The organism is Nostoc sp., from assembly GCF_036917535.1.
In the GTDB taxonomy this organism is placed as follows: Bacteria; Cyanobacteriota; Cyanobacteriia; order Cyanobacteriales; family Nostocaceae; genus Nostoc.
Genome location: NZ_JBALDA010000095.1, coordinates 76,804 through 103,418, shown reverse-complemented (window position 1 = coordinate 103,418; position 26,615 = coordinate 76,804). Strand labels below are relative to the sequence as shown.

General features: G+C 40.5%; 22 protein-coding genes and 1 pseudogene. 14 read left to right on the top strand and 9 right to left on the bottom strand.

Going from position 1 to position 26,615, the window contains the following annotated elements:
- Positions 1 to 62 precede the first annotated feature (62 nt).
- The 3 genes from V7K56_RS32000 to V7K56_RS31990 all read left to right on the top strand — a co-directional run bounded on the left by V7K56_RS32000 (position 63) and on the right by V7K56_RS31990 (position 3,470).
- Positions 63 to 1,607 carry a calcium-binding protein gene (locus V7K56_RS32000; RefSeq protein WP_334917341.1) on the top strand — a complete coding sequence of 515 codons (1,545 nt, stop codon included), beginning with the start codon at positions 63 to 65 and terminating at the stop codon, positions 1,605 to 1,607.
- A 431-nt stretch (positions 1,608 to 2,038) separates the two neighbouring features.
- Complete coding sequence (locus V7K56_RS31995) at positions 2,039 to 2,548, top strand: DUF6174 domain-containing protein (protein WP_334917339.1); 510 nt, start codon at positions 2,039 to 2,041, stop codon at positions 2,546 to 2,548.
- Positions 2,549 to 3,080: 532 nt separating this feature from the next.
- Complete coding sequence (locus tag V7K56_RS31990) at positions 3,081 to 3,470, top strand: hypothetical protein (protein WP_334917337.1); 390 nt, start codon at positions 3,081 to 3,083, stop codon at positions 3,468 to 3,470.
- Here V7K56_RS31990 and V7K56_RS31985 read toward each other — a convergent pair.
- Positions 3,447 to 3,584, bottom strand: coding sequence for a hypothetical protein (locus V7K56_RS31985; protein ID WP_334917335.1), 138 nt, complete (start codon positions 3,582 to 3,584; stop codon positions 3,447 to 3,449). The genes V7K56_RS31990 and V7K56_RS31985 overlap by 24 nt on opposite strands.
- A 330-nt stretch (positions 3,585 to 3,914) precedes the next feature.
- Here V7K56_RS31985 and V7K56_RS31980 point away from each other — a divergent pair.
- The 3 genes and pseudogenes from V7K56_RS31980 to V7K56_RS31970 all read left to right on the top strand — a co-directional run.
- A pseudogene (locus V7K56_RS31980) lies at positions 3,915 to 4,192 on the top strand (IS701 family transposase); the annotation flags it as partial.
- Positions 4,193 to 4,253: 61 nt separating this feature from the next.
- Positions 4,254 to 4,439, top strand: coding sequence for a transposase (locus V7K56_RS37315; RefSeq protein ID WP_442940332.1), 186 nt, complete (start codon positions 4,254 to 4,256; stop codon positions 4,437 to 4,439).
- A gap of 205 nt (positions 4,440 to 4,644) precedes the next feature.
- Entirely contained in the window at positions 4,645 to 10,017 is a 5,373-nt protein-coding gene (locus V7K56_RS31970) for an ATP-binding sensor histidine kinase (RefSeq protein WP_334917333.1), read from the top strand.
- Between the two features lie 5 nt (positions 10,018 to 10,022).
- Here V7K56_RS31970 and fabD read toward each other — a convergent pair whose 3' ends face one another.
- The 6 genes from fabD to V7K56_RS31940 form a co-directional block, all read right to left on the bottom strand.
- A complete protein-coding gene (gene fabD, locus V7K56_RS31965) occupies positions 10,023 to 10,904 on the bottom strand; it encodes an ACP S-malonyltransferase (RefSeq protein WP_334917331.1) in 882 nt (293 codons plus the stop codon).
- Positions 10,905 to 11,292: 388 nt separating this feature from the next.
- Complete coding sequence (locus V7K56_RS31960; protein ID WP_334917329.1) at positions 11,293 to 12,285, bottom strand: beta-ketoacyl-ACP synthase III; 993 nt, start codon at positions 12,283 to 12,285, stop codon at positions 11,293 to 11,295.
- 236 nt (positions 12,286 to 12,521) lie between these two features.
- A complete protein-coding gene (plsX, locus tag V7K56_RS31955) occupies positions 12,522 to 13,544 on the bottom strand; it encodes a phosphate acyltransferase PlsX (protein WP_334917327.1) in 1,023 nt (340 codons plus the stop codon).
- A 291-nt stretch (positions 13,545 to 13,835) separates the two neighbouring features.
- Entirely contained in the window at positions 13,836 to 15,317 is a 1,482-nt protein-coding gene (locus V7K56_RS31950) for a leucyl aminopeptidase (protein WP_334917325.1), read from the bottom strand.
- Positions 15,318 to 15,614: 297 nt separating this feature from the next.
- The gene (locus tag V7K56_RS31945; RefSeq protein WP_334917323.1) at positions 15,615 to 16,781 is read right to left on the bottom strand and encodes an EcsC family protein; all 1,167 of its coding nucleotides are present in this window, start codon (positions 16,779 to 16,781) and stop codon (positions 15,615 to 15,617) included.
- A complete protein-coding gene (locus V7K56_RS31940) occupies positions 16,757 to 16,918 on the bottom strand; it encodes a hypothetical protein (RefSeq protein WP_334917321.1) in 162 nt (53 codons plus the stop codon). The genes V7K56_RS31945 and V7K56_RS31940 overlap by 25 nt, the downstream gene beginning before the upstream one ends.
- Positions 16,919 to 17,072: 154 nt before the next feature.
- Between V7K56_RS31940 and V7K56_RS31935 the strand changes: the two genes are divergently transcribed.
- Together V7K56_RS31935 and V7K56_RS31930 are read left to right on the top strand one after the other, a co-directional pair.
- Complete coding sequence (locus V7K56_RS31935) at positions 17,073 to 17,993, top strand: hypothetical protein (RefSeq protein ID WP_334917319.1); 921 nt, start codon at positions 17,073 to 17,075, stop codon at positions 17,991 to 17,993.
- Positions 17,994 to 18,067: 74 nt separating this feature from the next.
- Positions 18,068 to 18,514 (top strand): hypothetical protein, encoded by a 447-nt coding sequence (locus V7K56_RS31930; protein WP_334917317.1) that lies wholly within the window; start codon positions 18,068 to 18,070, stop codon positions 18,512 to 18,514.
- A 106-nt stretch (positions 18,515 to 18,620) separates the two neighbouring features.
- Here V7K56_RS31930 and V7K56_RS31925 read toward each other — a convergent pair whose 3' ends face one another.
- Positions 18,621 to 19,448, bottom strand: coding sequence for an alpha/beta fold hydrolase (locus V7K56_RS31925; protein ID WP_334917315.1), 828 nt, complete (start codon positions 19,446 to 19,448; stop codon positions 18,621 to 18,623).
- A gap of 179 nt (positions 19,449 to 19,627) precedes the next feature.
- Positions 19,628 to 20,353 carry a lysophospholipid acyltransferase family protein gene (locus V7K56_RS31920; protein ID WP_334917313.1) on the bottom strand — a complete coding sequence of 242 codons (726 nt, stop codon included), beginning with the start codon at positions 20,351 to 20,353 and terminating at the stop codon, positions 19,628 to 19,630.
- Between the two features lie 377 nt (positions 20,354 to 20,730).
- Between V7K56_RS31920 and metG the strand changes: the two genes are divergently transcribed.
- From metG to V7K56_RS31890, 6 genes are all read left to right on the top strand, one after another.
- On the top strand, positions 20,731 to 22,335 hold the full coding sequence (gene metG, locus V7K56_RS31915; protein ID WP_334917311.1) for a methionine--tRNA ligase: 1,605 nt from the start codon (positions 20,731 to 20,733) through the stop codon (positions 22,333 to 22,335).
- Positions 22,336 to 22,501: 166 nt separating this feature from the next.
- Complete coding sequence (locus V7K56_RS31910) at positions 22,502 to 23,131, top strand: LabA-like NYN domain-containing protein (RefSeq protein WP_094348455.1); 630 nt, start codon at positions 22,502 to 22,504, stop codon at positions 23,129 to 23,131.
- Complete coding sequence (lptC, locus tag V7K56_RS31905; RefSeq protein WP_334917309.1) at positions 23,131 to 24,327, top strand: LPS export ABC transporter periplasmic protein LptC; 1,197 nt, start codon at positions 23,131 to 23,133, stop codon at positions 24,325 to 24,327. Before V7K56_RS31910 ends, lptC begins: the two co-directional genes overlap by 1 nt.
- A 371-nt stretch (positions 24,328 to 24,698) precedes the next feature.
- Entirely contained in the window at positions 24,699 to 25,100 is a 402-nt protein-coding gene (locus V7K56_RS31900) for a metal-sensing transcriptional repressor (protein ID WP_334917307.1), read from the top strand.
- Between the two features lie 289 nt (positions 25,101 to 25,389).
- A complete protein-coding gene (locus V7K56_RS31895; RefSeq protein ID WP_334917305.1) occupies positions 25,390 to 25,728 on the top strand; it encodes a hypothetical protein in 339 nt (112 codons plus the stop codon).
- Between the two features lie 252 nt (positions 25,729 to 25,980).
- Positions 25,981 to 26,610, top strand: a complete 630-nt coding sequence (locus V7K56_RS31890) for a CPBP family intramembrane glutamic endopeptidase (RefSeq protein WP_334917303.1) — start codon at positions 25,981 to 25,983, stop codon at positions 26,608 to 26,610.
- Positions 26,611 to 26,615: the final 5 nt, after the last annotated feature.

The window sequence follows — 26,615 nt, the reverse complement described above, 5'->3', positions numbered from 1 at the left end:
TAAAAATGAAGTATTAGGAACTCATTTTCACTTAGATAAATTAAGAATTAGGAGTATTAATCATGGCAGTAACTTGGATTCCTGGCCCAGGGCCAACTAATGGTGCAGATGTAGGTATTAGTAATACCGCTTCTGATAACTTCAATGGTTTGGGTGGAAATGACAGCCTTTATGGAAATGCTGGTAACGACCTGTTACAAGGTGGCGATGGTATCGACTATCTATCTGGTGGGGACGGGAACGATACCATACTTGGAAATCGTGGAAACGACACCTTCACTGGTGGATACGGCAACGATCGCCTGATCTGGAACAATGGTGATGGTAGCGACAGAATCAGTGGTAATGCTGGCTATGACGTGGTTGAGGTCAACGGCGCACCTGTAGGAGACAACTTCCGCCTGCAACAAGATGCTCAAGGTAGAGCAATCTTTGATCGACTGAACTTGGTTCCCTTCACTCTGACTGTAGACAGTGCAGAGAGGTTTGAAATCAATGGTGGTGGAGGTGATGACATCCTCGATGTCAATAACCTGTCAGCAACTTCTGTAAATGCGGTATGGTTCACAGGCGGGGCTGGAAATGATGTGCTGGATGGTAGTGGCACAGCGACACCTTTGAGAGCCTTTGGTGGTGAGGGTTATGACAGTCTAACAGGTGGTACTGGCAATGACAGCCTCTATGGTGATACTGGTAACGATCTGTTACGAGGTGGTGATGGTATCGACTATCTATCTGGTGGGGACGGGAACGATATCATACTTGGAAATCGTGGAAACGACACCTTCACTGGTGGATACGGCAACGATCGCCTGATCTGGAACAATGGTGATGGTAGCGACAGAATCAGTGGTAATGCTGGCTATGACGTGGTTGAGGTCAACGGCGCACCTGTAGGAGACAACTTCCGCCTGCAACAAGATGCTCAAGGTAGAGCAATCTTTGATCGACTGAACTTGGTTCCCTTCACTCTGACTGTAGACAGTGCAGAGAGGTTTGAAATCAATGGTGGTGGAGGTGATGACATCCTCGATGTCAATAACCTGTCAGCAACTTCTGTAAATGCGGTATGGTTCACAGGCGGGGCTGGAAATGACTTCCTGGATGGTAGTGGTACAGCAACACCGTTGAGAGCCTTCGGTGGTGAGGGTAATGACATCCTCTATGGTGGTGCTGGCTATGATAATCTCTATGGAGATGCTGGTAACGATATATTACGAGGTGGTAAAGGTAATGACATCTTGACTGGTGGTGCTGGTAGCGATCGCTTTGTATTCAACTCAGGAGCCGTGTACAATAGTGCCGACCTCGGTGTAGATAAAATTACTGACTTCAGCAGCTATAGCGATAAAATTGTTCTCGATAAGACAACTTTTGCCGGACTCAATAATCAGTACCAAATTACGATAGTAGCTAATGATGCAGCAGCTGCAACTAGCTATGGACTCATTACTTATAGTCTTGGAACTGGCAACTTGTTCTTCAACCAAAACTTGACATCACCAGGCTTGGGAACAGGTAGTCTGTTTGCCAACATTGATAACGATAACAATCAACTCACAGCCCCACCATTATTATCAGCTACAAACTTTGAGATCGTTGCATAAACATCTCTCAAAATCTATACAGAAGCTAAGGCATGTCTGCAAGCTTGCAGCTAAATCCAAATTAGCAATCATCAATATTGCTAATTTAGAATAATTGAATCCTCCTCATACTTCAAGTACGGGGAGGATTATACAGCAGTTTTCTTTTGCATGAAGTATGAGAGTGCAGAGGCAGAGTTCTGCATTTTGTACCTAAGTTACTTGCAAACTGCTGTAATTTAATTTGGAGCGATCAAAAATATTTTGACAAAGTTGTTGATTTATGTCTTGAAAGTTTGATTATGAATGGGTATTCTTCAAAATGCAGGTTTATTTATCTACAAAGAAATAATTAAAAGATAAAGTTTATTTAAATAGCTTCTCTTACAAAAATTGAAACTTTCTGTAGTATAATAATAGTTAGAGTTTGTACAACAAAGAAATCGATTAATATGCGTTTACCTATCATTATCAGTGCAACACTATTGCTATCTTTAGGTCTGAACCTAACAGCTATATCCGAAACTACCGCAGAGAAAGCCCAATATCAAAGCCCAACGAATAATAGCTTGAATTCAAGACGGTTGAGATTTAATCAGCGTTTGTGGGAGCAGGCAAATATTTATAATTATCGCATTACGGTTAGTAACAGTTGCTTCTGCATACCAGATGCTAGAGGTCCAGTAGTTATTCGAGTACGTAATGGTCAAACAACTTCAATCACTTCTGTAGCTACTGGGAAACCAGTTAATCCGCAATACTTTCAAAAATACGATACAATTCCCGAACTCTTTAATGTGATTCAAGATGCTATCAATCGTAAGGCATACAACCTGGATGTAGAATACAATGCTAAACTTGGCTATCCAACTAAAATTAATATCGATTACAATAGTCAAATAGCTGATGAAGAAATATTTTTGACAATTGAGAATTTTCAGGAACTTCAAACTAAACGCTAAATTGATTACTTGCGCTCAATCTCGACCAAAAATAGAGGTAATTTAGCAACTCCAAAGCGAGATTTAATACTTTACTTTTACCCCAAAAAGCTAAGAGCAATCCAAGACGCTGTTAAATAGACCACTCGGTAGGGGCACAGCAATGCTCTGCCCTGACCACAGATGTGGTTCAAATATATGAAAATTGCTGTAAATTAGCAATGGCTTCAGTTAGTTTATTTCTAATTTGGAAGAGTTAACTAATATTAAGCAATATGACAATTTCACCAGAACGAAAGAGCATTAAAAGTATCGCATTTGTTACTTTAAAAGCTGCATCATGCGCTCTACTAACCCTCTTCTATTACTCTCATCATATAAAAAAAACCCTATTTTCAAATTAGTCTGCGAAGGTGGATTTTATCTGTGTAGTTGCGACTTCCAGCCGCCTAAATTATTCTTTTTGTAAAGTTATTAAATAATATTAAAATGCTTGATAAAATTTCTATAGTTTAGCAGATTAGTATTAGTCTAAGTATTAGAAAATCTATACATGCTAAGAACACCTTTTAAAACAATAAAAGGTTCTTTTTCTATGAATTTTGGCGATTTGAATGACAATTTGTTATCTGAATTAAGCTTTGATGAAGCCTCTGAAATTATGGGAGGTTTTACAGTTACCAATAATTCAGGTAGTACAAGAGGTTTTTATAATTTTGGACAGAGCGTACTGCCACAACAGCAAGTTTTACAACCTGGACAAAGCGGTAGTTATAATGGAGAATATATTTTATATAATTCTTCAACAACCCAATTTAAACCAGCATTATCACAGGAGCTTGGTGCAACAGACACAGTAAATTTTACTCTGGAAGGAGATACTGTAGTTGTTGCTAAACCTGGGAGCACCATTGGCATTTTATCGATCCCTGCAAGTTCCTAAGCTGATTTTGAAAGATTGCTCTAAATTAGTAATGGCTTGGGTTGATCGATTTGTACTTTGGAAGAGTCCACCAATATTACCCAAAGTGACAGCTTCACCAGTGCGATCGCCCACAGCACGATATAGTGGCAGAGTTTGGTTGTAAAATTCGAGCGCTTTTTGCTTTTCTTCTAAATCGTCGTAGTTAAACCCAAGCTAAACCAGTGCAGTTGCTTCAAGTTTTTGGTCTTTGAGTTCTCGTACAATGGCTAAAACTTGCTCCAATATTTGTATTGCCTGTTAGTATTTCTGTTGCCATGTCAGCATTATTTTTTGCTGAAACAATCTGTCTGCTTCTTGCGATCGCGAGTTTTGAGTCTGTTCTCAGCTAGGTTGAGCTATCGCTCTTTCATCACTCTCATGAGAGAATAATCAGGTAAAGTATCATAAACTCTTTGCTGGACTATGTTTGAGGCTAGAGTTACATCCGAAACGATAAAATTTGTTGACGATTACTGTGAATGGTATAAAAAACTATTTCCAGAAGTGAGAAGTTTTGAGGCGTTTAAATATCTACACATTGGGATGATATCGGATATTAAACGCAAAACTCTACCAGCTTTCCTCGCGTGTGGTAGGTTTAAGTAACGAGCAAGGGCTATTGCATTTCTGAACAGAATCTCCTTGGAAATTGTCCCTAGTTGAGAAAGATGAGATTAAAGCTGATACTACAAGTACTAGCAGCAACGGCACAAGAGTCCATCAGAAGCCATCATCGATAGTCAAAGTGTGAAAATTGCGGCGATGGTGAGTCAAGACGTAGGCTTTGATTCAGGTAAGAAAATTAAAGGGCGTAAGCGATTTATCACAGTCGATACCTTGGGATTAGTGTTACGAGTTTTGGTCACAGCTACCAATGTGGGTGAGCGCGCTGGTGGTCAACAAGTTCTCAAACGAGTCAAACAGTCTCTCAGCCACAATCTTGCTTAACAACCATCTGGGTTGATGGTGGGTTTGATGGAGAGCCTTTCATGCAAGTTTAAGTCCCGCTAACACTAATAGCGTTGATGAATCGAATGCGAGGTGCTATCCCAGATACTAGTGAATCCGAGCATTTCTTATTTTCCTCTGCTTAGAGTGATGGGAGAGCGATATCCGGGAACACTAAACCTGGAAGTCTTAAAGATTTAGCAGTATGGTTAGCACTAAAGTAAGCATTCCTGGATATCAAATCAGCAAAGAACTGTACAATGGTTCGAGAACTGTAGTTTATCGCGGGTATCGAGAAACTGACGACTTACCAGTAGTGATTAAACTGCTGAAGAATCTTTATCCCAGTTTCAGCGAATTGGTGCAGTTTCGCAATCAGTACACCATTGCCAAAAATCTCAACTCACCCCTAATCATCCAAACCTACCACCTAGAACCTTACCAAAATGGCTATATGTTAGTGATGGAAGACTTTGGGGGAATTTCCTTGAAGGAATGGGGAGTCAGGGGAAGCGTAGAATCTCTAATGGAGTTTTTAAACATAGCGATCGCACTATGCAATATCTTAGATATACTATACCGCGATCGGATTATTCATAAAGATATTAAACCTGCAAATATTTTAATTAATCCAGAAACAAAACAAATAAAATTAATTGACTTTAGTATTGCATCTCTACTACCACGAGAAACTCAAACGCTGATCAGTCCCAATGTGTTAGAAGGGACACTCGCTTATATTTCCCCAGAACAAACAGGAAGAATGAATCGGGGGATTGACTACCGGACTGATTTTTATTCATTGGGTGTCACTTTCTACGAATTACTTACAGGAAAGTTACCCTTTGATTCCAAGGATATGATGGAGTTGGTGCATTGTCATATTGCAAAACTTCCTGCTCCTTTGGAGCCATTCAATATTCCTAAATCGATTTCAGATATTGTGATGAAATTGATGGCAAAGAATGCCGAAGAACGATATCAGAGTGCATTAGGACTAAAATATGATTTAGAAAATTGTTTAATTAAACTTCAGTCAACTGGCAAAATTGAGAGTTTTCCAATTGCACAAACAGATATATGCGATCGCTTTCTTATTCCCGATAAACTTTATGGACGAAAAATAGAAGTAGAAATTCTACTGCAAGCATTTGAAAGAGTCAGCCTTGGGACAACAGAAATGATGCTGGTTGCGGGTTTTTCCGGTATTGGTAAAACCGTTGTAGTTAACGAAGTTCATAAACCGATTGTCCGTCAACGCGGTTATTTTATCAAAGGGAAATTTGATCAATTTCAAAAAAATATTCCTTTTTCGGCATTTGTACAAGCTTTTCGGAATTTGATGGGGCAATTGTTAACTCTAAGCGATGCAGAAATTCAACAATGGAAAAGCAAGATTTTAGAGGCTGTAGGTGAGAACGGACAAATAATCATTGAAGTAATTCCCGAATTATCAAGAATTATTGGTCAACAATCACCTGCTCCAGAATTATCAGGAAGTGCGGCACAAAATAGATTTAATTTATTCTTCCAAAAGTTTACCCAAGTCTTTACTAGTAAAGAACATCCATTAGTGATATTTTTGGATGATTTGCAATGGGCAGATTCGGCATCGCTGAAATTGCTACAATTGTTGATGGAACAGACAGGACATTTATTAATCTTAGGTGCGTATCGAGATAATGAAGTATCATCGGCTCACCCGTTCATCCTAACCGTAGATGAGATCGTCAAAACTGGGGCAGTGGTCAATACCATTACGCTGCAATCGTTAAGTCTAGTTGATATGAATCAGTTGGTGGCGGATACGTTGAATTGCGATCGCTCCCTGGCTCAACCGTTGACTGAACTGGTATACCAAAAAACCAAGGGTAATCCCTTTTTTGCGACTCAGTTTCTCAAGGCACTCTATGAAGAGGAACAAATTACTTTTGACTGGGAAGTACGGCATTGGCAGTGTAATATTGCCCAAGTCAGAGCTTTAGCAATCACCGATGATGTCGTCGAGTTTATGGCACTGCAATTGCAGAAGTTGCCGACACAAACTCAGGATATGTTGAAATTGGCGGCTTGTATTGGAGCAGAGTTTGATTTGGCAACATTGGCGATTGTGTCCCAGCAGTTTCCTGAAGATACGGCTGCGGCACTGTGGAAAGCATTACAAGAAGGTTTGATTATTCCGAATACAGAAATCTATAAGTTTTTTATTCAGTCTGACAGTGCGTCGGTTTGTGATGCAGCAGCTAATCCAACTTATCGCTTTTTGCACGATCGCGTTCAGCAAGCAGCGTATTCTCTGATTCCAGAAGAGCAAAAGCAAATCACCCACCTGAATATTGGACGTTTGCTGCAACAAGCAACGAGTGGGAGTGAACAGGATAAGCAGATTTTTGCGATCGTTAACCACCTCAACAAGGGGATATCTCTGATTGAGGATGAGACGGAGCAACAAGAACTCGTGCAGTTAAACTTGATGGCTGGACAGAAAGCTAAGGGTGCAACGGCTTATGGAGCGGCTTTAAACTATTTCAACACGGGCATTTCTTTGTTGAGGGGCAATTGCTGGCAGAACCACTACACTCTCGCCCTCGTTCTGTATGAAGGTGCAGCTAATTCTGCTTTCCTCAGTGCTAACTTTGAACAAATGGAGCAGTTCGCTGAGGTTGTACTCACTCATGCCCGCTCTTGGCTCGATCGGGTTAATGTTTATGACACGAAGATTCGGGCTTGCATGGCTCAAAACCAGCTTTTAGAAGCGTTGCAGTTGGCAAGGTTCGTGCTGGAACCTCTGGGGGTGCATTTGCCAGAACAGCCTACCCCGGCAGACATCAAGCAGGCACTCCAGCACACCCAAATCCAACTCAGCAACAGATCGATGGAATCTTTGCTGTATTTACCGGAAATGACTGCACCGGACAAAAAAGCCGCAATGATGATTTTGTCCACCATAATGTCGCCTGCCTATCAAGCTGCCCCAAACCTGATGCCCCTGGTGGTCTTTGCTCAGGTCGATCTATCTGTACAGTACGGAAATGCACCAGACTCGATTCATGGCTATGGTCTGTATGGGTTAATGTTGATTGCCATATTAGGTGATATTGAAGCAGGCTATTGCTTTGGGCAACTGGGCATAAACCTCTTGGAACACCTTCACTCACCCAAGCTTGTTGCTACAGCCCTTTTTGACTTTAACTGCTTCTTCAAACACTGGAAAGAACCTGCAAAAAGCTGCCAGGCAGGATTACTGCAAGCTTATGCCAGTGGATTAGAAATTGGTAATCTCAATCTTGCAGCACTCAGCCTACTCGTGTATGACTCTAATGCCTATTTCTGTGGACAGGAACTGTCTTCCCTCAAGCTAGTGATGGAAGAACATCACAAGGTGATGCAGCAACTGCGCCAGCATACTTATCTTTACACGCAGAGTCTTTACCATCAGGTAGTTGTGAATCTGTTAAGGGCGTCAACAGAGCCATATCGGTTGGTTGGCGAATACTGCGATGAGCGTGAAATAATTCAGCTTTACCAGAAAACGGGTGAAGTGACTGCACTGCACCAAGTTTATCGCCATAAGCTGATACTTTGCTACCTGTTTCAACACTATGAACAAGCATTGGAAAACGCCAATAAAGCAGCCCAGCATTTGGGTGGAACGGCAGGACTGATGGGTGTTCCGATTTTCCATTTCTACGATGCGCTAGTACAATTAGCGCTTTATCCAGATGCCAGCGAAACAGACCAATCAAGCATTCTAGAACGGGTTGCTACCAACCTGGAAAAACTCAATGGGTGGGCAGCTTATGCACCGAGTAATCAGGCTCACCGCTGCGCCTTGATTGTCGCAGAACGGTGTCGAATCTTGGGGGCTAGAGCCGAAGCAATAGAAAACTACGATCGTGCGATCGCCCTTGCCAAGGAACACGAATACCTCAACGAAGAAGCTCTCGCCAACGAACTCGCCACCAAATTCTATCTCGAATGGGGCAAAGAACGCATTGCTAAAGATTATTTGATTGAAGCCTACTATGCTTATTCCCGGTGGGGAGCAAAAGCCAAAGTTACCGAGTTAGAACAACGCTATCCCCAATTACTTCAACCCATCCTGCAACAGCAACGATTCAACCTCAACCCTGAAGAAACTCTTGGTTTTCATGGGACTTTCTTACCTACCCGCACGAATACCACTGACAGCACCAATATTTCCGACGTTTTAGATTTTACCTCTGCTTTGAAAGCGGCTCAAGCTATTTCCAGTACTTTGGAATTAAATACACTCATCGCCAGTCTCACCCGGATTATCTTAGAAAACTCTGGCGCGAGAAAAGCTGTACTGCTGCTTCCCCAAGAAGATATTTGGCAAGTACGAGCAATTACTTTTATTCATTATGAGGAAATACAAACGAGCCTCAGTCCACAATCATTAGATAATTGTGAAGATATTCCTGTAAATATTATCCATTACGTCAAAAATACCCAAAAAACAGTTTTTATTGACAATTGTAAAACAGATATCCCTGGTTTAATTGGGAAATATATGTTGTCACATCAACCCCAAAGTGTATTTTGTACTCCAATTATTAATCAAGGGCATTTGGTGGGGATTCTCTACCTAGAAAATCAAATGATTCAAGGGGTATTTAACAGCGATCGCCTCAGCGTAATTAAGCTACTGTCTTCCCAAACAGCAATATCTCTAGAGAATGCTCGACTTTATCAACAAGCTGGGCAAGCATTACAAGATTTACAACAGGCACAATTACAAATCGTCCAAAGTGAGAAAATGTCGGCACTGGGTAACTTAGTAGCAGGGGTAGCACATGAAATGAATAATCCTTTGGGATTTATTTATGCTAGCCTTCAACAAGCTAAACCCAGCCTTACGGATATTGTTGAACACTTGAAACTTTATCAATCAAGTCTCCCCAACAAGAGTGATAAAATTATTGACCATGCCAAAAAAATCGACTTGGATTATAGCTTAGAAGATTTACCCAAGATGATTGATTCTATGACAATGGCGTGCGATCGCCTTCACAACATTAGCACTAGCTTAAGGACATTCTCCCGCGCTGATAAAGATTATAAAGTTCCGTTTAATATCCATGAAGGCATTGATAGCACAATTTTAATTCTCAAACATCGCCTGAAAGCAAACGAACAACGTCCAGCAATTGAAGTGATTACCAATTATGGCAATTTCCCTAAGATTGAGTGTTTTCCTGGACAATTGAATCAGGTATTTATGAATATTTTGGCTAATGCCATTGATGCGCTGGATGAATCAAATACGGGACGGAGTTTTAAGGAAATTAAGTCCAATCCTAACCGAATTACCATTAAAACCTCCCTGGAAAATGAAGGCGTGAAAATTGCTATTGCTGATAATGGTCAGGGGATGACTGAATCAGTCAAACATAAGATTTTTGACCATTTGTTTACTACAAAAGGTGTGGGTAAAGGAACAGGATTAGGACTTGCGATCGCAAAGTCTATCGTTGAACAAACCCACAATGGCAAATTGAGTTTTAACTCTGTTTTAGGTCAGGGTACAGAATTTTTAATAGAAATGAAGTTCTAAAAAAATTAAACAGGTAAATCAGCAGCACTCTGGATGTTTTTTAATGTTAAGTCAGGGCTACTACGTTTAATCAAGCCAGTAAGGACTTTACCAGGGCCAATTTCCATTACTCGCTGGATACCGTTGGCTGGTAATTGTAAACAAATTTCTCGCCATCTTACAGAACCAGTCATTTGTTTGTTCAGGCGTTGCTTTAAAACCTCAGCATCAATAGATGGAATTGGTTCGACATTAGACAGCACCGGCACAATAGCTGGCTGAAATTCTACAGATTCTAGAATGTCTTGGAATTCCACAGCTGCTAGTGTTATTAAATGTGAATGAAATGCTCCAGAAACTTTTAGGGGAACCGCACGCTTGGCTTTAACTTGAGTCATCACCGCTTGTACAGCCTCAGTCGTACCTGAAATTACCACCTGAGCCGAACTATTATCATTTGCTATCACCACATCAGGCGTTTGGGAAATCACTTTTTCTAACTGTTCGCGGTCAAAGTTCATCAAAGCTGCCATCATACCACCGACAGCACTATCCATAAGCTCTGCACGACGCTTCACCAGATATAAACCAGCCGACCACTCAAAGACACCCGCTATATAAAGGGCAGTATATTCTCCTAAACTGTGACCAGCAACTAAATCTGGCTGGTATCCTCGTTCTCGAAGCAGGTCAGCAAGAATGCTTTCAACCACATAAAGACTTGGCTGAGTATATAGCGTCTGTGATAACTTCTCTTCTTGAGTTTGACAAATTTCAGTTACAGACCAGCCCAAAATATCCTCAGCTTTGGCAAGCTTGTCTTTAGCGGATGGTATATCTAGTAAATCCATTCCCATTCCCAGCGCTTGGGAACCTTGTCCGGGAAACACCCATGCAGTTTTTGTCATTGGTCATTAGTCAGTGGTCATTGGTCATTGGTCATTGGTCATTGGTCATTGGTCATTGGTCATTGGTCATTAGTGAATAACAAAGGACAAATGACTAATGACATAGACGCAAAGCGGTGAAGCAGCGCGGTCTTCTCCCAAAGGGAAAGGCTAGCGCGAAGGGGGTTTCCACACCAGTTGCTTCTCCCAAGGGGAGACGCTGCGCGTAGCTTGCTTCCCCGGAGGGGTACAAGTCGGCAGAGCCGGACGCCAGTCACTCATGGGGGAAACCCCCAAGACCGCGCTGGCTCTCCAACACACTGGCTCCCCATGAGCGACTGCTGTTAGCGCAGCCTCTTCGACGCAGGAGCGTCACCCGAAGGACTTCCCGCAGGGTAGGACAAAAGATTCATCTTCCCCATTGAAAGATTGCCGCGCCCCAGGTAAGACCGGCACCAAAGCCGGATGTAGCAACAATGTCATTGGGTTTAATTTTACCTTGTCGTACTGCTTCATCTAAAGCTAAGGGGATGGAAGCAGCTGAAGTATTGCCATAGTGAGCGAGATTACTTATAACTTTGTGTTCTGGGATATTCAAGCGTTGGGCAACAGCATCAATAATCCGCTGATTGGCTTGATGCAACAGCAGCCAATCTATTTGATCGACGCTGAGGTTAGCTTGAAACAAGGCTTTATCAATTATTTCTGGCACTTTTTGGACAGCGAAGCGGTAGACTTCTTTGCCGTTCATCGTAATCGGTTGGTAAGTGCCTTTGGTGATATTTACATCAGTCAGCAATTCTTGGGAAGCACCTGCATAAGCAAGGTTGAGGCAATGATTTTGAGTACCATCACTTTTAAGTGCAAATCCTAATAAGCGATCGCTTTTGGCAGCCTGTAATACCACTGCTCCAGCACCATCACCAAACAACACACAAGTCCGCCGATCTTCCCAATCTACCCAGCGAGACAGGATATCTGCCCCGATCAAAAGTACATTTTTGTAGATACCTGTTCTAATATATTGGGCTGCTGTAACCAAACCAAACACAAAGCCGGAGCAGGCAGCGGTCAAGTCAAAGGCTACTGCGTTGGTAGCTCCCAAATTAGCCTGTACTTGACAAGCACTACCAAACAAATCATCAGGGGTGGAAGTCGCTAGCAGAATCAGGTCTAGGTCTTCTGCTTTAATTCCTGAAGCGACGATCGCCTGACTGCTGGCGGCAGTAGCGAGTACACTCAAGGACTCAGATGGCAGAGCTAATCGGCGTTGACGAATTCCCGTTCTTGTAGCGATCCACTCATCTGATGTTTCAACTAGTTCACTCAATGTCTGGTTGTGTAGGGAAGTTGCTGGTACTGCCGAGCCGCTTCCAGTAATTGCTACGCCTAAGTTTTGCACTCCTAATCTCCCAAGCTATCAGCTTTTTGTCTTTATGTCCTTTGTCCTTTGTCAGTTGTCATTTGTCAGTTGTCCTACCCTGCGGGAAGCCCTTCGGGTTCAGCAGTCGCTCATGGGGGAAACCCCCTTGGCGCTAGCCTCTCCCTTTGGGAGAAGACCGCGCTGCTTCACCGCTGGCGCGTCTATGTCCCTTGTCAGTTGTCCTTTACAAATGACTAATGACTAATGACCAATGACTAACCGCTCTCGCGCTCTAGGATATATTGGGACTGAATTCGTTGTATTACCTGGTTGTCAACGGCTTCTTTTGCCATGCGAATTGCATTAAAAATTGAAGGTGCTTGGGAGCTACCGTGACCGATAAAACAGACTCCTGCCACGCCTAGCAGTAAAGCACCACCATGTTCTGCATGATCCATTCGCTGCTTAATCCGCTTCAAGTTGGGTTTTAAGAGTGCTGAACCGATTTGACCGTGCAATCCTTGGGGTAATTCTTCCCGCAGAATTTGCAGAATCACTTCTCCAACGGCTTCGGCAAATTTTAACAATACATTGCCTACAAAGCCATCGCAGACAATCACATCAAAGCGACCGGAAAGCACATCACGCCCTTCAGCATTGCCAATAAAATTAATTTGGGAATTTTCGCGTAGCAGTTGGTGGGCGCGGACGGTTGCATCATTTCCCTTAGAGTCTTCTTCACCGATATTCAGCAAACCCACCTTCGGTTCAGCTGTACCCAAGACATATTGACTGTAAGCCGACCCCATAACGCCAAACTGCTCTAAAAACTTGGGGCGGCAATCTACATTTGCGCCAACATCAAGTACCAGCACTGGCTTACCAGCAATAATTGTGGGAAAAACTGTCCCGATGGCTGGGCGATCGATTCCTGGTAATCTTCCTAAGCGGAGCAAAGCTGATGCCATAGCTGCTCCAGAGTGACCCGCAGAAAATACGGCATCTGCCTTTTGTTGCTTGACTAAATCCATCGCCACATTGATAGAAGCCCTGCGTTTGCGTCTAACTGCATTTAAAGGCTCCTCATCCATAGCGATCGCTTCCTCAGCATTCACGATCTCTACCTGCCCTAAACTTGTTTTTGATGGCAAGGCAGCTTCTACTTGTTGGGCATCGCCAACCAAAGATATATCTACACCCAATTCTTCTCTTGCTCGCAATGCGCCAGCAACGATTTCATCGGGTGCATGATCCCCTCCCATTGCGTCAATTGCGATCCGTACACGAGTCGATCCCATTGCTCACAGCTTCTAGAAACCTTACAAATTTTACCAGATGGCTTTGCCGAAAAAGCTTAACTTTCTGAGTGCCAAATTATTTCTGTTACTATTGCAACAATTTTTGCTGGCAAGCTCAAGATAGCACGAATTTGGGTATTGGGTATTGGGCATTGAGCATGGGGCATTGGGCATTGGGATTGAATCTTCAATTTTGAATTTTGTTAGCGCAGCGTTAGCGAGTCCGCGTTCGCTTTTAGCGTCTCGTAGAGAGCGTCATTTTGAATTTTGAATTGATTTCTCCCCTGCTCCTTATTCCCCACTTCCCAGCACCCAATCAACTAGTGTCCGAACGCCGTAACCAGTTGCTCCTGAGCCGTTGTAGCCATTTTCTTTTTCTGCCCACACTGGGCCAGCAATATCTAAGTGCGCCCAAGGGGTTTGTTTGACAAATTCCTTGAGGAAAAGGGCAGCAGTAATTGCACCACCTGGACGCGGGCCTGTATTTTTCATATCCGCAATACCAGACTTTAACCCTTCAAAATATTTTTCTTCCATTGGCATCCGCCAAATCTTTTCCCCTGAAGTTTGGGCAGCTTTTTCAAGCTGGGAGGCTACAGCATCATCAGGAGTGTACAAACCAGCAATATCGTCACCCAAGGCAATGACGTTGGCACCAGTCAGTGTGGCTAAATCAACGATCGCATCTAAGCCCAATTTGTCGGCATACACCAAGGCATCTGCGAGGGTCAAACGTCCTTCAGCGTCGGTGTTGTTCACTTCAATTGTTTTGCCGTTTGATGCTGTGAGAATATCTCCAGGGTGCATGGCGTGGCCGCTAATCATGTTTTCGGTCGCTGGCGAGATGAAGTGAACTTCCGAATCTGGCTTAATTTGAGCAATTGCTTTTGCTGCGCCCAAGGTGGCAGCTGCACCACCCATGTCAATTTTCATGGTTTCGATGCCACTACCTGCACCTTTTATGTTGAGTCCGCCGGAGTCGAAGGTTAAACCTTTGCCAATAATTGCTAATTTCTTTTTGGGTGTACCTTCTGGTTTGTAAGTTAGGTGAATGAATTTCGGTGGCAAATCGGAAGCTTGGGCTACTCCCAAAAATGCGCCCATACCCAACTTTTCACAGTCTTCTCGTTCCAGAATTTCCAGTTGTAAACCATAATCTTTGGCGATCGCTTGAGCAGTTTCCGCTAAAGTAATCGGTGTGACTGCGTTAGCTGGTGCTGCCACTAACTGCCGTGCCAAATTTACCCCAGAAACAATTTGATTGGCGCGAGTAATGGCGGCTTCTTGTCCACCGAAACCTAGTAAATCTACACTTTCTATTTGTGAACCTTTATCTTCTGGTTCGGATTTAAAGCGAATATCTTGATAAAGTGCTAATTCCACTCCTTCTGCGATCGCTTGGGCACTCGCTGCTGGATCGTTGTTCCACAATGGAAAACTAAATCCGAGAATTTTGCTTTTTTGCTTTTTTCCTACCCTGGCTACAGCCGCAGCAGCACGGCGCAGAGTATCTAGTTTTAGTGCTTCTGGTTTGCCTAAACCTACTAAAATCAATTTCCGCACTGGGCTACCAGCATTCACACGGGTGAAAATAGTGCTGTTGGCTTTACCTTTAAATTCTTCTTCGGCAATCAGTTCTTTTAAGACTCCAGAAAACTTTTGATCTAAAGTAGCTAGTTCTCCGGTTAACTCTACTGCATCTTCAAATAATCCAATTGCCAAACTATCGCCTGCCCACTCTAGCAAAGGCTTATCACTAAGTTGAATTGTCATTTTGGGATTTTGTGTAAATATTCCTTCTTGTACCAGTATTGCTCAAAATTCTGGTTTCATGGTGAGGGGAGCGGGGATTGGGCATGGGGGAGCAGGGGTCAGTAAGTATAAGTTAATTAATTAGTATAAAAAGCACTTGTTAAAGAGTCTTTGATCCTCATTAATCCACCTCAGAACTTCATTAATGAGTCTTTGATACTCATTAATCCACCTCAGAACTTCATTAAAGAGTCTTTGATACTCGTTAATGAGGCTATGAACTCTACTCTTTTACCTCCTGCCCCATGCCCCTATACCCTATGCCCCAATTTTATTTGTGTCAATATCAAATTTGCTGGCGATCGCTTCTATTATTTTTTGCTCAGGTGCTGTAATCTGATTATCAAGCTGGGCAATTTTGTAACATTGAGCCAACAAAGGTATAGCAAAGTCATGATTCAGTTGATTGAGCAATACATCTAAGGGTTTGGGCGATTTGATATTTTGGGCAATGGCATCCAACGAAGTAGGACTAAGGTTTAGAGCTTTTAATTCTGGTAAAATTTCTTGCCAAGTCTTTTCTGGATGACTAGCTAGGATCATGTGAACTAAAATTTGATCCATGAGGGCTTGTTGAGCGATCGCACTTTCTAGATACTTTTCACTTTCGGCTTTTAATGTTGCCAATGTCTGTGGCGATGCCAAGGAAGTAGATTTATCCAGCTTGGCTTCGTAAAATCGACAAGCAGCATACCCCAATGAATAGATCATCGTCGCATTGGAACTAGCTCCAATCACTGCACCCGCCAAAGGCACATTTCGCAGCAAGCCTAACCCCGCAGCTTTCAACAAACGCCCTCCACCCAAAGCCAACCCAAAAATTGCTAAAATTTCACCTTTACGAGCAGGATCTTTTAAATCTAGCCCGTAGACAGATGCAATTTGATAAAGCATTTCTGACTGCAATTTTGTTGTGGCTGTTAAATCAATTGCCAACAATGCCACTGCTATTCCTGGTAAAAAACTAGTGGCTAATCCAACTGTGGCTGCTTTAGTTGATTTTTCCACCATGATTCGGTGAGCAAGCTGGCTGGGTGATTCATTTGGATACTGTTTCTTGAGTTTGTTTACTGCCGCTTCTGCTTGTTCCAAATCAACAAGGTTAGTATCGCTAATTAGCCAATTGAGATTTAAGACTCCAGATAGTTTTCTAATCAGCCAATTTTCGCTGAGGCGATTCACAACCTCACCGCTGGTTTGAGTTGTTTGCTCAATGAACTTGTGTGTTTCTTTCGCTGTCGCTTCTCCCACCCCTATTGCTGTGTCTAAAACTGCTTGGCCAGTCTCAGCAACAGTTTTAATCAAAGACTCTACTATAGACGGTTCATTTTCTACTGATGATTGAGTCTGAATTTTCACTTCTGAAGTTTTTTTGGGTGAAGTAACTAATTTATTCACTTCTATTTCTTGGGGTTTGTCTGCCATTGCTTGACACCATCTTGTAAAGCCTCTCTTTTTTGGTTGTAGCGAAGTTTGAGGGGCTTTGACATCTCTCGATAAGTACAACTTCGATGAGCGATGCCGAGATACCGTTGCGCTACATTCAGAAGATATCGGGACATCAGACTTTGGCAGCTTTGGAGCAATATCTGGGTGTCACCTAGAAGCAAAAGCAAGACGTAATCTCTGCTTTGGACTTTTGAACAATCTCATCAATAAAAAAATTATTATAATTATTGTATAATTACTAACTTATCTATTAAAAATATTTAAATTATGATTTCTGATATTCTTTCCGACGCAAAAAATGACATAGAGTATTATTTGACTGAGGTTACTTTTTCAGATGTTTACTTAAATGCAAAGTTAAGGGAGCAACTTAATGAATTAATGATAAATATGGAAAAAATAAGAGTTCAGTTAGACACTGTACCCGATATTGAACAAATTTTTGAATCAATAAAAACAAAAATTGAAGAAAGATGCAAAATTGCAGATATTGAATGTAAAAGAATTATATTTGATAATGACAATAGTGAAGGTTTAGAAATATTCTTAAAGGAAGGACGTAGTAAAAGAAGTGTATTAATTAGCATTAATAATGTAAGAAAAGCAAGAATACTTTTAGAACATAAATTTGAAAATTATAAATTTATGTCTGTTTATAATGGAATATGTTCCTATGAAGATAAATATATTGAAGTTTTGATTAATTCACTGGACAAATCTTCAATTCACAAAATTTATGATCGTCTTTTTAATTTAGATAATTCAAAAAATTATATAAATAACATTTTGCATGAAAATGATACTAAATTAGAGTTAACATATAACTCATCTGAGGGCTTAAATATTACTATATTGATTAGCCCTATTTCTGATATAGCAAAAACTTTACTGGGTAATATACAGGATGACAGTATTTCTTTAAAAATTATTGGTTTGAATATAACACAACAAGATAAAACTGTTAGCTATCTTGAAAAATACGCAAATTCTATATTTTTTCAGATTGATTCAGTTTTAGGGTTGCCTTTAACTGTTCAACGTATTCAAACTCAAGAAGAAAATATTTTACAACACGATGCTCAAACTAATTTAAATATTAAGTACCCAGTATGCCAGTATGACAAGGAAGCTCTGTCCCTTTATTGGTATCCCGAAGTGCTAATGAAATGCCTTTGTTACAGTACCTAGCCTACTATCAAGTAATAGAGTTTTATTTCTCTACTTATTCACAAATAAAAGCTACACGCACAATTCAAAATTTAATGAAAACGCCTGAATTTAACATTCATAATAATAACGATATAATAAAAGTGCTAAGTATAGCTAAATCCAGTTTGGCTAGAGGTTTTATAACTGAAATTTTCCAATTAGAAGCAACACTCAAGGAATGTATTCAAATCTCATTACTTAAAGAATTTTTGGAAAAAAATGAAAGGCTAAAATCTTTTTTAACAAAAAAGGATAAAATGCTGGATTTAGAGCCATTAGCTTTAAATGATAATGATGAAATATTAATAAACAGCATAGCAAAACGAATCTATGATGTTAGATGTAGAATAGTCCACACTAAAAATGAGAATAATTTTGACAATGCAAAATCGATATATCCTTTTACTAAAGAAGCTAATTTACTAAACTGCGAAATTGAACTAATCCATTACCTTGCAAAGCGAGTTTTAATAGCTAGTAGTAGTGAATTTCAGTTGTAAGAGTGAAAAGGGTAAAACTGAATAATTTAATTTCTGGAAGTCCCTAACAAGCACGCTTTTGCGAGCAAGCCTACCCATTTCGGCAAAACAGCGATCGCCCCTCACCCTATCCTCTTACCTCTTGCCCTGTACCCATATCAGCATTACTTTCTAAAAAGTCGTTATCCTTAAGAATCTTATAGAGATTAGTATCTTGCTCTAGCAAGCAAGCGTGTCCACAATTGAGCAACACTACAATCTTGTTATTTGGTAAGATGTTCCCTATCCGGTTGACTTCACTTACAGAAGGTAAAAGGCGATCGCTAGCACCAGCAATCAACAAAACTGGTTGAGTTAAACGCCTTAACTGTTCCTCATCAACATGAAACTCCCGTAGTAAAGACAACCGCCAAAGAACGGTTTCTGCTGGTACAGAACGCATCGTTTTTAGCAAATCGTGGCGATCGCTTTGAGAAATGCGTGGCAAAGATGCTAAAAATGGCAACAAGCCTAATGCACCAATATCATACAATCCTGATGGCACTAAGAAAGTTAGCTGGGATGCCCAACTTAACCAAGGGCGAAGCTGAAAGGACGAAGCTGGGTTAATTAGGATAATTCGCTTAAAGAAATCGGGTGCTTGGATTGCCACTTTCATTGCCAAGCAACCACCAAAGGACTCACCGCACAAGTAAACTGGTCTTTGAGAGTTTTTTTCTAATTCGGCATCGATCAAGTCCAATACACTCTTAGTTAGGACATCCCAATTGTTAAGATCTTTCCGGGGGAGCGCCAAACAACGGACATCAAAGCCAGCTTCTAATCCAGCGGTTTGCGATCGTAATAGTTGACCAGTTCCATCCATTCCTGGCAAATATACCAATAGCGGATACTTTGGCTGTACTCGTTTAGGAGTCAGAAAACAAGGGTTTAGCTCAACTTCTGTGATAGTCATTGGTCATTGGTCATTTGTCATTGGTCATTTGTCATTGGTCATTTGTCAATGGTATAAAACTTTTGGACTGCTAGATTGTTGCTTTTATGAGCTTCGGTACTTTTGAGCAAAAACAAAAAAGTCTCGGAACAAGCTACTGAAAGTCGTGGAGACAATCCAAAATTCAAAATCGAATAACTTTAATAGCAACCTTGATGCAGTAAATTGCTAATTTCGCCATGACAGTATTCCGTCAGTTCAGCCACAACACTTCTAGCTTGTTTGCCATGATATTTTTTATGATGTTGGGGCGTAATCCAATAAGGACGACCGATTAACACTGTAACCCGACGATAAATTACCAAAGGATGCCAACCACTTTGATTAAATAAAGGTTCTGAAGGGTCGAATACACTCAAAAGCCTTAATGGGAAGCCATTGGTGTTTACTTCTTCTAAAGAAGCGATCGCGATCGGCAAAATAGCTAAATCTTGCACATTCGCTCGCAATGCCAAATGGGCAAATCCCCGCTGAAACTCACCCACCTGGTTTGGCTGAGTAAATTTCACCATTGGTGCAGCCCCTTCTGGAAATACTCCCACCATTTGCTTGGACTGCAATAGCACCTGTGACTGCGAAAAAAAGCTTTGCTGGCGGTTTTGAGTTTCTTCCAAAGGAAAACACCCCAATTGACCGGTGACAATCTCTCGCATGACTGGAACTTGTCCCATATAGTGATGGCAAGCAAAGCGAATCGGACTCGATAACGCCGCCATTAAAATCAGTGCATCCATAAAGCTGCGGTGATTGCTGACTACTAAGACGCTCGCATCCTGGGGAATGCGGTCTTCGTAATAGCGGAACATTTGCGTTGAGAATGCCGCCACCAAAGCGCGAGAAATCTCTAGGGGGCTATTTCCACTCATACCTAATCAATATATTTTCCGGTAAATATGGCAATTTGTCTTAATTTTAGTTTTACATTTCTTTACTATTGCCATGACCGTCTTAAGATAGAAATATCTAATCTCTAAAAGCAACTAGATTTTTGCGTTCTCAATTATGTATTCTTGAACACAAGAATATTTAATAGAAACTATTCAAAAAAATTATGATTAGTTAATTTCCATTTTTTAGGTAAAAATGAGTTTAATTGATGCATATTACCAAACAATTTTTGACCAGATAAATTTGCTAGGATGAAGACGTTATTGGAAAAAATAGGAATTATATTGTATAATTGCGTGGTTTTGCCACCAAAAGCTAAGATGTAAAACGTTTTAATAAGTTATTTTTATTTTGCATGAATCTAGTGAATAAAAAAGAATTGACATTTGCGCTGACTACACCCCTATATTATGTGAACGATGTCCCTCATATAGGCAGTGCTTATACGACGATCGCAGCCGATGTAGTGGCGCGATTTCACAGGCTACTAGGGCATCGGGTATTACTAATTACAGGTACAGATGAACATGGGCAAAAAATTCAGCGATCAGCAGAAAGTTTAGGGAAAGCACCACAAGAGTTTTGCGATGAAATTGTCCCTAGTTTCGTAAGTTTATGGCAATTATTAGACATTCAATACGATCGCTTTAGTCGGACTACTGCGCTTCGTCATCAAGCGATCGTTAAAGAATTCTTTGAACGAGTCTGGGAATCTGGTGATATTTACCAGGGACAGCAACAAGGCTGGTACTGTGTATCCTGCGAAGAATTCAAAGAAGAACGGGATCTGCTAGAAGGCCACCGTTGCCCAATTCATACTAACAAAGAAGTGGAGTGGCGAGACGAACAAAACTATTTTTTCCGCTTATCCAAATATCAAACTAAGCTGACAGAATTTTATCAATCTAAACCGGATTTTATTCAACCAGAAAGTCGGCGCAACGAAGTCCTCAGCTTTGTCAATCAAGGACTGCAAGACTTTTCCATTTCACGAGTGAATTTAGATTGGGGTTTTCCCGTACCAGTCGATCCCAAACACACCCTTTATGTCTGGTTTGATGCGCTGCTAGGCTATGTCACAGCATTACTAGAACCAGATGCAAAACCGACTTTAGCAAATGCTTTAGAAACATGGTGGCCAATCAACCTGCACCTAATTGGTAAAGATATTCTGCGCTTTCATGCAGTTTACTGGCCAGCAATGCTCTTATCAGCTGGCTTACCCTTACCAGAGAGAGTCTTTGGACATGGCTTTTTGACTAAAGATGGTTTCAAGATGGGCAAAAGTCTGGGTAACACCCTTGATCCTGTGGCATTAGTTAAGAGCTATGGTAGTGATGCCGTTCGTTATTACTTCCTTAAGGAAATCGAATTTGGCAAGGATGGAGATTTTAATGAAGTTAGGTTCATTAATTCTCTGAATGCAGATTTAGCAGATAAATTAGGCAATTTGCTCAATCGCACTTTGAGCATGGTAAAAAAATACTGTGCTGAGAATAAAGTACTATCAATCGGCAATGAGGCGATTCCTGACGAAAATCCTTTGAAAGCCATTGGTTTACGTCTAGGGGAACAGGTGAAACAAGCATACCAGGAGCTAGCTTTCAGTCAAGCTTGTGAGGCTATCCTTTCACTGGCGCAAGCCAGTAATAAATTTATTGACGAACAAGCTCCTTGGACATTATATAAACAGGGACAGCAGGAGGCAGTGGAAAAGGTTCTCTATGCAGTTCTAGAATCAGTTAGACTAGCAGCTTATCTGCTATCCCCAATTATTCCGAACATTAGTAGCGATATTTATCAGCAGCTGGGCTTTGGAATAAATTTTAACGATCAAAAACAAAGTTCAGTTACAGCTCCTTTTGCCATTCATGCTAAATGGGGACTACTATCGAGCAAACAACAATTGGGCACACCCCAACCGATTTTTAAGCGAATAGAACCCCCGAAAAACGATTAGTCCTTATCAAACTCTGATTTTGTTCAATCTTTTATTTTCTCATAAAATTTATCGTGGCTCAATTTAAATTAGCCGCAGAACATTATCATAAGCTGCTGTGACTAGCATCTAAAAGTTGGTAATTTGTATCAAAAATAACAGGGATAAAAATTGAGGTATCACAATGATGTTGAATAATTTGGAAAACGATTCAATATTTACGCCAGAACAAGTTTTGGAGAATCGGGGTAGAGTTGCCATATTTATTGATGGCTCAAATTTATTTTATGCTGCACTGCAACTAGGTATCGAAATAGATTACACAAAATTATTATGTCGATTAACAGGAGGTTCTAGATTACTACGTTCTTTTTTCTACACTGGCGTAGATCGGACAAACGAGAAGCAACAGGGGTTTCTGCTGTGGATGCGTCGCAATGGCTATCGAGTCATTGCTAAGGATTTAGTCCAGCTACCAGATGGCTCGAAAAAAGCTAATCTAGATGTAGAAATAGCAGTAGACATGATGGCACTAGTAGATTCTTATGATACCGCAGTTTTAGTTAGCGGTGATGGGGATTTGGCTTATGCGGTAAATTCAGTCAGCTATCGTGGCGTGCGGGTAGAAGTGGTGAGCTTGCGTTCGATGACCAGCGACAGCTTAATTAATGTAAGCGATCGCTACATTGATTTAGAAGCCATCAAAGAAGATATTCAAAAAACCCCTCGCCAAAGCTATCCATACCGACCGTTATCTGGTATCGGTTTTTTGGAAGACCCAAGAACTAGTGACGGACACTTAGAAATCCAAGAATAATGGCGTATCAATTTTATAAAAGAGGGAGATGGAAAAAGAGAAAAATTCAAAATTTCTCCTCCACTCCCTCATTTCTTATTTTACTTTTATTAATATTTGGTTTAGTCGCCTGCGGCGGTAAATCTCCGTCAGCTTCCCAACACAACACTGCGGATTCATCTAATCCAGATAGCAATTTGACTTTCTTTGATGTCACCCTAGAACAAGCAGATGAAGTGGGAAGACCAATTTGGAAAGTCAGGGCTAAAACCGCAAAATACACCAAAGAAAAACAAATTGGTCAGGCTGAAAACCCTTATGGTGAACTATATCAAGATGGCAAAATTGTTTACCAAATTAAGGCAGATGTAGCAGACATTGAACAAGATGGAAAGCAGTTGTTTCTTAAAGGTAAAATATTTGCCACAGATCCTAATAATGGGATTGTGTTGCAAGGTAATGAATTAGAATGGCGTCCCAAAGAAGATTTGTTGATTGTTCGTAACAAGATTAACGGTACTCATAAAAAACTACAAGCAGTAGCACAGGAAGTGCGAGTTAAAACCCGCGAACAGCGGATGGAATTTTCTGGAGGAGTAGTAGCAAATTCTATCGATCCCCAAATGCAAGTGAGAACTGAACATTTAATCTGGAATATTAAAGATGAAAAACTAATTGGTGATCGCCCTCTAGAAATTGACCGCTACAAAGATAATAAAATTAGCGATCGCGGTAAGGGAAATTCAGCCGAAGTCAACTTAAAAACAAAAATTGCCACTGTCCAAAAAAATGCTCAACTAGAATTACTAGACCCACCAATGCAAATAGCTAGTAACTCTATGACCTGGAATATGAACGCAGAAACTGTCACTACAAACTCGCCGACGCGAATGTTCCAGCGTGCCGAAAATGTTACAGTGACAGCTAACCAAGGTGAAATGAAAATACCACAAAAAACTGTTTATTTAACAGGTAATGTCAACGCCGTTGGTCTGCGTCGCCAGTCTCTAAGATCCAATACACTAACTTGGTATTTAGATAATAAATTAGTTGAAGCTCAAGGAAATGTTGTTTATCGACAAATTGATCCACCATTAAATTTTGTGGGTGAAACAGCAGTTGGTAATCTGCAAACAGAAAATATTGTTGTCAAAGGTGGCAGTTCTAGCGGTAGGGTAGTAACGGAGATTATTCCTCAAGAAAAAGCCAATCGTTAACCCCTTCGGAGAATTCAAAATTCAAAATTCAAAATTTAAAATTCAAAATTCAAAATTAATAATCCCCATAAATAAATTTAGTGCAAAGTCGAGCCAGTCGCACAGTCAGGGTTTCCCGACTTGGGCTTTCCTGGCGTTGAGCGGAGGTTTCCACGCTCTCGCACAGCCCGCCGCAAGCATCAGACGGCAGTTCCTTTAAGCGGGGGAACCCCGCCAACAGACTGCCTCAACTTTGTAAGAAAGGGGCTTGTATTATGAGTGTTCTTCAATCAGCAGTAAAGTTAAGTGAATGAAGCCCACCTTCACCCAGAAATTTTGGGTTGGTCGAGTACTAGACTAGGATCTTAGTAATACAAGTCTTTTGATAGCCCATGAATGGATCAAACCGATTAGGTAAGGAATCTTTGCCAACATCCCAGCAAGCAGAACATTCCCACCATCACGATACAGACCACGATCATACAGATCCTACTCATGGAACTGGAGAGTCAGCTCATCCTCATATCCATAGCGAAGAGTCTTTACGGCGAATTGTCAATCGATTATCGCGTATAGAAGGACATGTTCGTGGTATTAAGGCAATGGTGCAGCAAAGTAGCCCTTGTCCTGATGTTCTACTGCAAATTGCCGCAGTGCGGGGCGCATTGGATCGCGTAGCGCGAATTGTTTTGGATGAACATTTAACCGAATGTATTGCTCGAGCTGCACAAGAGGGTAATATTGACGTTGAAATTAAACAGTTAAAGGCTGCTTTAGATCGATTTTTACCTTAAAAATAAAAAATTCACTTGTATGACAAGACATTTTGTAGAGATGCGAGATTTAGTATATTGATCGAGGCAAAGTCTTCTTTATGCCAAAATTAACATAAGTGTCTCACAGTCATAGCTGATGTTCTAGGCAGTTCTAAAGTAATTGCAGTATGGTAGATATGCCCTCAAAAGTGTATTGGGGCGGGGGCGTTTTGGCATTACTTATCTTGCCAAGGCTAGAAAAAGCTATACCTATAGCAGCAAACCCTACGTAGTTATCTTGCGTGAAGTTATTACTTGAAAATAATGTATGGAGAATAAGAACAAAGAAAAAGCTATCAATAAAATTTTGCTAGGACTTGCTTTAAAATTTATTCCATTAATTATCATTGGATTATTGAAGGGATATTTAAATAATTTATTACCTAGTTTGAGTATATTGATATCTTTTTTAATCTTAGGATTTTTCCTAGTAGGTTATGTATTTTTTATTAAAGGATGTTATCTCTATAGTCAAACTAAAGGGTATTTGTATCCTTGGGCATGGTTAGGGTTATTAAGTTTGCTTGGCTTATCAATTTTATTACTTCTTCCTTCCAAAAAAAATGTAGTTTATTTACAGGGTGAAAGCTTGACAAGTGAACCCTGAGATAAAATTAATATTCCAGAGTTATTCCTATCTTGGCTCGTTGCCCTGCCAGTTTTATTTTGGTCTATATTAGGAATATTTTGTTTATTCGAGAATTTAAATTTATCTGCGCTAGCAAAAAATATAACTATAATTGAACTATTAACTATAATTTGTAACATTTTATGGGTATTTATATTATTAAAGAATTTCCAAAGAGCGGGGTTAAATTTTAATAATTTCATTGGTTATAAAAACCATATTAATTTAAAATTGGTTATAGTTCTTATTGCTATAGAATTTACTTTTATACGAGGTTTTAGTACCTTAATCTTATACAATTTATCATTTGTTTTACCAAAATATGTAGAAAGCCATATCAATGAAAAGTATTTTACTAATATTTTAGAAATGATTATCTGGAGCTTTTCAGCTATGCTCTTAGCTCCTATAATAGAAGAATTATTTTTTTGGGGAATAATTTTGCAGAAATGGGCACTTAAATGGGGTGTTAGAGCAGGAATTTTAACTTCATCTTTGCTATTCGCAATTTTACATTTTAGATTCGATATTATTCCTTTATTTATCACGGGTATTTTATTATCAATTTTGTATTTTAAAACCCGGTGCTTAATAACATCAATGCTTTTTCACTTTTTCTATAATACTATTGTTACAACTTTAAATATCATAGACTATTTCAACACATCAGCAATCGACAGAAATGCATTTGTTTCGGTAAAAGATTATCAAACTTCAATACAACCGTTATTGAGTCAACGAGTTTTTCTGCTAGCTATATCTACTCCCTTTTTGATATATTTTATTTATAAAAATTTTCCTGAAAATGATGTAATTATTCCTTATTTTGCTAACAATGCTAAAACCCATGAAACTAATTAGCTTTA